The following is a 395-nucleotide window of genomic DNA, read 5'->3' as shown; positions in this document are numbered from 1 at the left end:
GTTTTCGGCCCGGTAGGGGTCGTCCTCGAAGCGGAGCGGAGTCTCTTCGGCGGTTCCCGAAGGTAGGGTGCTGGTGGAAACCGGGGCCCCGCTGCCTATCGTTGGCTCAGCGAAGAGGTCATCAGTTCCGGCTGCGTACACGGTCTCCTGGCGAAGCGGGGCCGCGGGCGGTGACTGCAGGGCGCGGTGCTGGCCCAAGCCCTGCTGGCCTGAAGCCCGGACCTGTGCCTGTGATTCGGGGGCACCTGCGGTGAGGCCACGGGTGAGGCGGCCGGCCAGGACGCCGGCGCCGGCGGCGAGGAGCAAGAAGGTTCCGGGCTTGTTGCGGGCGAAGCGCTGGACCTCGCTGAGGAGGTCGCCCGGTTCCCGGTTTTCCAGCCAGGTGGCCATCGAGG

The 395-nt window shown here is 70.1% G+C and carries 1 protein-coding gene; it reads right to left on the bottom strand.

Annotated features, from left to right (window positions below):
• Positions 1 to 395: hypothetical protein (locus AC1DKD_RS42355; protein WP_477144884.1), on the bottom strand; the 395-nt coding region annotated here is incomplete at both ends.

The organism is Cupriavidus sp. 05T313, assembly GCF_056396665.1.
Note: the sequence above shows the minus strand (reverse complement) of the source record. Positions and strands in the feature narration are given on the sequence as shown.